The organism is Synechococcus sp. R8-2 (genome assembly GCF_047461715.1).
GTDB lineage: Bacteria > Cyanobacteriota > Cyanobacteriia > Thermostichales > Thermostichaceae > Thermostichus.
This window is the reverse complement of the sequence record NZ_JANSHQ010000544.1, coordinates 1-1,524: the sequence shown is the minus strand read 5'-3', so window position 1 is coordinate 1,524 and position 1,524 is coordinate 1. Positions and strand designations below refer to the sequence as shown.

Sequence of the window (1,524 nt, the reverse complement as noted above, 5' to 3'; positions counted from 1 at the left end):
CTCCTCCACAGGCAGTCCGGTGGCTTTGAGGGCGCTCAGGGCAATTTGCTCGGCTCGAAACAAATCCGGCGGGGGAAAATCCGAGCCAGCCCGCACTTCAGGAAGCTGCTCTGGGGCAAAAACCACCGTGGAAGCCGGGGGAACCTCAAATGCGGTGTCGGGTTGGGTGGCCGGGCGAATCAGTTCGGTGCGCGGCTCCAGCAAAAGAGTAGGGGTGGCGGTCAGAAGGGTGGCATTGGGATCCCTGGGGGACACCAAACCCACGGTGATGCTGTAGGGGCCAAGCTCCACCACTTCTCCCCCCTGGAGCACCCGGCGTGCCTGACGGATTTTTTCCCCATTGATGCGGCTGCCGTTGGCACTGCGATCTTCATAGATGACCTGGCCATCCTCACCGAGATAGACGAGGGCGTGATAACGGGAGATCTCCTGGCTGGCAAACACAGCCCGCGCCACTTCTCGACCTTGCCATTCCTGTGGCAATTGGGCCAGCTCCCTGCCCAAGGCAAGAGGCAATGGAAAAATCAGCTCCTGCTGTTCTTCGGTGATGGGATCTTCCCAGCTCAGTTGAATTTGCATAGCTTCTGCTTACCTTTACAAAGATCATGAAGAGGCCATTGAGAAAACACAGAACAGCGCGACCTCACAGGTCACTTTTGGTTTGCCCAGGATCCCTTTTTTCTATCCCCCACGGACTTGGATCAGCCACTGGGATCTGTAAGAAGAATTAAGAAGAATAGAAAGGGTTGGTCCTCTAGAGAGGAGGTTGTGGGGCTTTGCCAGCTTCTGGAGGAGGGATCACCAAGGTAGCGCTCAAGACCAAATGTCCACAGTAGGGACAATTCTGACCCTGATATTCTGGGGGCAGGTAGTGAGGGTTTTCCAGGCGGCTGCACTTAACCTTGAGGGTGTCCAAAGTGCCGCGGCTGAGGAGATCCCCCTGATCCTTCCTGGCCACTTCTATAGACTTCACCCTCAGCACAATGTGCCCCAACTGAATTTGGCTATTGGCCTCAAGCGCAGGCTCCTCCTGAATCATTTTTCGGCCATTCACCCAGACAGGGTTGGGCTGCTTAGGAGGCAAACGATCCCGAGTTAAGTTGCGAATGTGAAAGTTTAAGGTTTTGGGATCAAAATAAAGCCCGGCGTGAACTCCTGAGACCGAGCGAGTTGGGTCATTGAGCACCACATCACAGCTGGGATCCCGTCCAATGGTAACCAGCTTGGAGGGAACAGGCGAAACCGTTTGCGATCGGCGCCGGTCGGCCTCGGTCCATTCTAAAGTGAGTTGACACACGATCCCATTCTCCACAGTTCAGCGCCTCCATTCCCTAGATCGGCTTCAGCATATCGAAAGGTCAGCTTGGGGAAAGCAGAAGATGTCTTTTTCGTCAAAATTGTTATCTTTTTGGATAACTATAACCTACTCCCCTGACCAAAGGCTTGCGCTGATCCGGATCACCTGAGTTGGGATCTCCGAGTTACATTCCTGCTGGAGACCGTGCCCAAACGCTCCGCGCCGCT

The 1,524-nt window shown here is 54.9% G+C and carries 2 protein-coding genes; both read right to left on the bottom strand.

The genetic code is table 11. The annotated features are described in order from the left end of the window. Positions 1–579, bottom strand: a 579-nt coding sequence (locus NW819_RS12195) for an FHA domain-containing protein (RefSeq protein WP_414413902.1), incomplete at its 3' end; no start/stop codon positions are given. Positions 580–754: 175 nt separating this feature from the next. Next, entirely contained in the window at positions 755–1,312 is a 558-nt protein-coding gene (locus NW819_RS12190) for an FHA domain-containing protein (protein ID WP_414413901.1), read from the bottom strand. Positions 1,313–1,524: the final 212 nt, after the last annotated feature.